A 4,682-nucleotide genomic window follows, 5' to 3' on the forward strand; every position below is an offset into this window, starting at 1 on the left:
TCAGCGCTGCTTCCACGCCGACCAAACCCGCGCGGCCATAGCTGTCGTTCTGGTGCAGCACCGCAATGCGCTTCAGGCTGAGTCCCAAGGAGTGGCGGACGATTTTCTCGGTTTCATCGCTGTAGCCGGCACGGATATGGAACAGATAGCGGTTGAACGGAGCCCGCAATGCTTCTGCGCCAGTAAACGGGGCAAATAGCGGGACTTTGGCATCGGTAAAAATGTCGCGAGCCGCCAAGGTGGTGGGGGTGCCGACATAGCCGAACAGGGCGAACACCTTGTCTTGCTCGATCAGCTTATGCGTGTTTTCGATGGTGCGTTCCGGCTCGTAACCATCGTCATAGCTGACCAGCTTGACGCGCCGGCCATGGATGCCGCCGCTGGCGTTGAGTTGGGAGAAATACGCCGATGCGCCATCGCGCATTTCCACCCCAAGGAGTTTGGCGGAGCCGGTAAGCGGGGCAGATTGTCCGATCAGGATGGTGGTGGCGGATACGCCATCCTCCGCGGCGGCTTGCAGACCGATTACGGCGCCAAGAGTGCAGAGGGTACGTATCAGGCGTGAGGTAAGAGCGAGTTTCATGAGAGCCTCCTAAGTACAGTTAGATAGATAATTATTGTTTTCTAATATTTACGCCACCGATCCGGCGTTTGCAATGTCTTGATTTGCCGTGGAAATGTTTCCTGACAGACGGTTGATTTGCGTCCTGGATTCCAGTGTCAGCTCACCGTGAAGAAGCAAGTGGCGTGGAATCCTCGATCACCGGTGCGCTAACGCCGCATGGGTGTGTCCTCTATTGTCAAAAAAACTGACTGATAGAATCAGGCAATTTTGCTATCAACCTTCCGCATTGCAACGCAAAATGGCGTCATTGCGACACGTAAATTGTCAGATAATTTGAAAGGAAATCGCCATGAGCCAAACAAGCAACTTTCGTGAAGTGGAGCGCCTGGTAAACGGTATGCCGACCTCTGATGGTGCGGGCGTCAAGCTGCTGCGCGTGCTTACCCAGGATTTGCAGCGGCGTCTTGACCCTTTCTTGATGCTCGATTACTTCCATAGCGACAAGCCAGGTGACTACATTGCCGGCTTTCCCGAGCATCCGCATCGTGGATTCGAAACGGTGACCTATATGCTGGCTGGACGAATGCGCCATCGCGATAGTGCTGGTAACGAAGGTTTGCTGGTGCCGGGCGGTGTGCAATGGATGACCGCCGGGCGTGGCCTTGTTCATAGCGAACTGCCTGAGCAGGAGGACGGTTTGATGCACGGCTTTCAGCTGTGGGTAAACCTGCCGGCGAAAGCCAAGATGACCGAGCCGGGCTATCGCGATATTGCGCCGGACGCTATCCCGCAACTTACGCTGGCCCAGGGTGTTGAGGTCAAGGTCATTGCCGGCAGTACCCACGGTGTGGACGGTGCGGTGCACAAAGACGATACCGAGCCGCTGTATCTTGATATCGTGCTGCCCGCCGGAACATCGTTCACCCAGCCTTTGCCGCCGGAATTCAATGGCTTTGTCTACGTCTACCAGGGCAATGCGCTGGTGGGAGGTCGGCGGCAAGTGGTCAAGGAAAGACAGATGGCGATTCTGGAAACACGGCCCGAGCGAAATGGCGTAATCGTTGCTGCAGGCGATACACCGACGCGCTTGCTCTTGATTGCCGGCCGACCACTACGCGAGCCGATTGCCCAATGGGGGCCGTTTGTCATGAATAGCCGCGAGGAAGTGATACAGGCGGTCGAAGATTTCAATAACGGCAGGTTTTAGTCGGCACGCACCGCCGCATATCCAATGCGGTGCGGCCAGCATCGCGAACAAGTCATTGCGGCGTGGGCCCACACCACGCCGCCCACTTTTGGAGGAATTGCCATGTCCAGCATCCAGCATCTATTGAAACCGCATGAACGCGACCTTGGTGGCTTCAGCGTGAAGCGCTTGTTGCCCAGCCTGCCCAAGCAGGCGGTGGGGCCTTTCATCTTCTTCGACCATATGGGCCCGGCCGTGCAAGGGCCGGGCGAGGGGATGGATGTGAGGCCGCATCCGCACATTGGCCTCGCTACGGTGACCTATCTGTATGAAGGCGAAATGCTGCACCGCGATAGCCTCGGCAGCGTGCAGCGCATCCGGCCGGGTGATGTGAACTGGATGACTGCCGGCCACGGCGTGGTCCACTCCGAGCGCACGCCTGACGAGGTGCGCGCGCACGGACAGACCCTGCATGGCATCCAGACCTGGTTTGCCTTGCCGACTGCCGATGAAGAAGCCGAGCCGGCGTTCTATCACCACCCGGCGCATACGCTCCCACTGCTGGAAAGCCCGGGCCTGAGTCTGCGCGTGGTGTTGGGGCGCGCCTATGGCAAGGAATCGCCGGTCAAAACCTATGGCGACACCCTGTATGTGGCGGGCGAGCTGGAGGCCGGCGCACAGTTCGAGGTGCCGGCCGATCATGCCGAGCGTGGCGTATACATCGCCAGCGGCGCGGTTGATATCGACGGTGAAACTGTCGCGGCTGGCTATCTGGCGGTGCTCAAACCCGGCGTCACTGCAAAGGTAAGCGCAAACGAAGCGACCCGCTTGCTGGTACTGGGCGGTGATCCGCTCGATGGCCCGCGCTATGTCTGGTGGAACTTCGTAGCATCGAGCAAGGAGCGCATCGAGGCCGCCAAGCAGCGCTGGGCGGAAGGTCGTTTCCCGCCGGTACCAGGCGAAACCGAGTTCATTCCTTTGCCGACTCGCTGATTGTGTGGCAAAAAAACGGGCGCAGATCTGCCCATCTGCGCCCGTTTCATGTCTGCCCGGAAATACCGGCCGGTCAGGACTTGCCCTTGGATGGGGTCAACAGCTCGACATAGCGGTTGCGCAGGGTTTCATCCTCGTTCAGTTTGCGTGCCCACCAGTTCGATACCAGCATCCATTCATAGCTGCTGAGCTTGTAGGGCTTGAGCATCAGGGTGTAGGCCTTGGGGTCGGCGGCAAGCTGAGGACGCTCGACCAGGAGCTGGTTGATGGCCACATATTGCTCCAGGCTGATCGGTGCCGGCTCTTTCAAGGCGCCGCTGCTGGCAGCCTGCGCGACATCCTTGCCATATTTGGCATAGGGCCCCTGGCTCGCCGCCATAAAGCGGACGTTGTAATGGCTGGCCAGCGCCATGCCGGATTCAGTCTTCATCCGCGCAATAAAGCCCTCATTGATACGCTGGTACTTGGCGGCATTGATATTGTGCTTGCGGTAAACGGCATTGGCGTCACTATTGAAGGCCAGCTCGTTCGACAGCGCAGCGTAATCGTCAAAGCTCACGCCCTCGATGGGCTCAAGCAACTTCGGATCGGGCTCGGCAATCTTCGTCGCTTCCGCCTCCTCCTTGGGCTCGGGTACTTCTTCATACAGGCGAGTCTTGTCGACCTTGGCCAGCTTCATGGCGGCGGCGTCTTCATGTATCCACTTCTCCAGGCGCTCGATACGCTCGGTGCTGGTCGGATGCGTCTGCATCATGCTGAACTGATCATTGCCCGAGCCCGCCAGCAGCGCCCGGTGCAAGCGCAGCGCACCTTCCGGGTTGTAGCCGGCCTCTACCAGCCAGGGCATGCCGACGCTATCTGCCTCGCGCTCCTGATCGCGACCAAACTTTCTATCCACCAGCGTGGTGGCAAAGTCGGTGGCATGGGAGCCGAAGCTGCCCCCTCCCAGTTTGCGATCCAGCGCGGCACCGGCAATGGCGCCCAAGATGCCGAGCACGGCGCTGGTGGCCTTGCCGTTGGAAATATGGTTCTTGGCATGGTGGGCCAGCTCGTGCGCGTAGACGGCGGCGATGGCGTCGCGGTCGTCTTCGAAGGCGTCTAGCAAGCCGATATTGAATACGATCAGCTTTTCGCCGTTCGACTCGGTGGCAAAGGCGTTGATGCTCTCGTCGTCGCTGATCAGCAGGCGCGCCTCGATATGGCTGACAGTTTGCAGGTGGTTCTTGATGTCGAACATGCTGGTCAGCATGCGCTTGGTGTTTTCCGAATCGGTGCTTTTCAGCCATTTGGCAGCGTCGTAATACTCGACACTGGCGGCGTGGCTGAAGCCGCCGGCGCTCAGCAGCAAGGCGAGCATCAGGCTGGAATGGCGTTTGAACAGGGTGGGCAGATTCATCATGAGGCTTCGGGCCGGCGGGCCGCAGTTTGGCTGGAAAGGCCGGCATGCTAGCGGAATGGCGTCGTCACGACGATGGAATAATTTACTGCTTCTACCTTTCTTATCAGTCATTTGCCGAAGGTGGCAGCCGCCCGTGTCGTCGTGGCGCGTGTGCCTGCGGCTGGCGCAGCTGTCGTCGTACCGAGCTGCTGATGTGTTGAGCCAAGCCAGGGTCGGGCCACAGTTCGGTGCATATGGCCGGTAAGTGAAACTCCGGGCCGTTGTCCATCGCGCCAAGGCGGCGCCAGATTGCGTCGCAATTTTCTGTGCATGACAGATTTTGCGGCTGCAGCATTTTTACTTGCTGCGCGTAACGGGTTGCGATCACGGTACGTATTCCGAAATTGGCGCCCAGCGCAGCCAAGCCGTGCAACGAGATGCGGGCGCTGTCAAAGCCGATCGTGTTCTCGATGGTTTGATGGGCAGGCAGATTCATCGGCCCGCAAACGCCGCCGATATGGGCAATCCAGCCTTCATTCTGCTGGTGTATGGCGAAAAGC

5 protein-coding genes are annotated in these 4,682 nt (G+C 59.0%); 3 read left to right on the plus strand and 2 right to left on the minus strand.

The annotated features are described in order from the left end of the window. On the minus strand, positions 1-583 hold a 583-nt coding region (locus ACE3OH_RS19575), incomplete at its 3' end, for an ABC transporter substrate-binding protein (protein WP_374357131.1). Between the two features lie 331 nt (positions 584-914). On the opposite strand from ACE3OH_RS19575, the gene ACE3OH_RS19580 reads away from it, so the two are divergent. Together ACE3OH_RS19580 and ACE3OH_RS19585 are read left to right on the plus strand one after the other, a co-directional pair. Then, entirely contained in the window at positions 915-1,772 is an 858-nt protein-coding gene (locus tag ACE3OH_RS19580) for a pirin family protein (RefSeq protein ID WP_374357133.1), read from the plus strand. Between the two features lie 102 nt (positions 1,773-1,874). After that, a complete protein-coding gene (locus tag ACE3OH_RS19585; RefSeq protein WP_374357137.1) occupies positions 1,875-2,744 on the plus strand; it encodes a pirin family protein in 870 nt (289 codons plus the stop codon). 73 nt (positions 2,745-2,817) lie between these two features. Here ACE3OH_RS19585 and ACE3OH_RS19590 read toward each other — a convergent pair whose 3' ends face one another. After that, positions 2,818-4,143, minus strand: coding sequence for a M48 family metalloprotease (locus ACE3OH_RS19590; protein ID WP_374357141.1), 1,326 nt, complete (start codon positions 4,141-4,143; stop codon positions 2,818-2,820). A 319-nt stretch (positions 4,144-4,462) separates the two neighbouring features. Between ACE3OH_RS19590 and ACE3OH_RS19595 the strand changes: the two genes are divergently transcribed. Further along, a partial coding sequence (locus tag ACE3OH_RS19595; RefSeq protein WP_374357143.1) for a hypothetical protein occupies positions 4,463-4,682 on the plus strand: 220 nt, incomplete at its 3' end.

The sequence above is a fragment of the Chitinimonas sp. genome, assembly GCF_041904975.1.
In the GTDB taxonomy this organism is placed as follows: Bacteria; Pseudomonadota; Gammaproteobacteria; order Burkholderiales; family Chitinimonadaceae; genus Chitinimonas.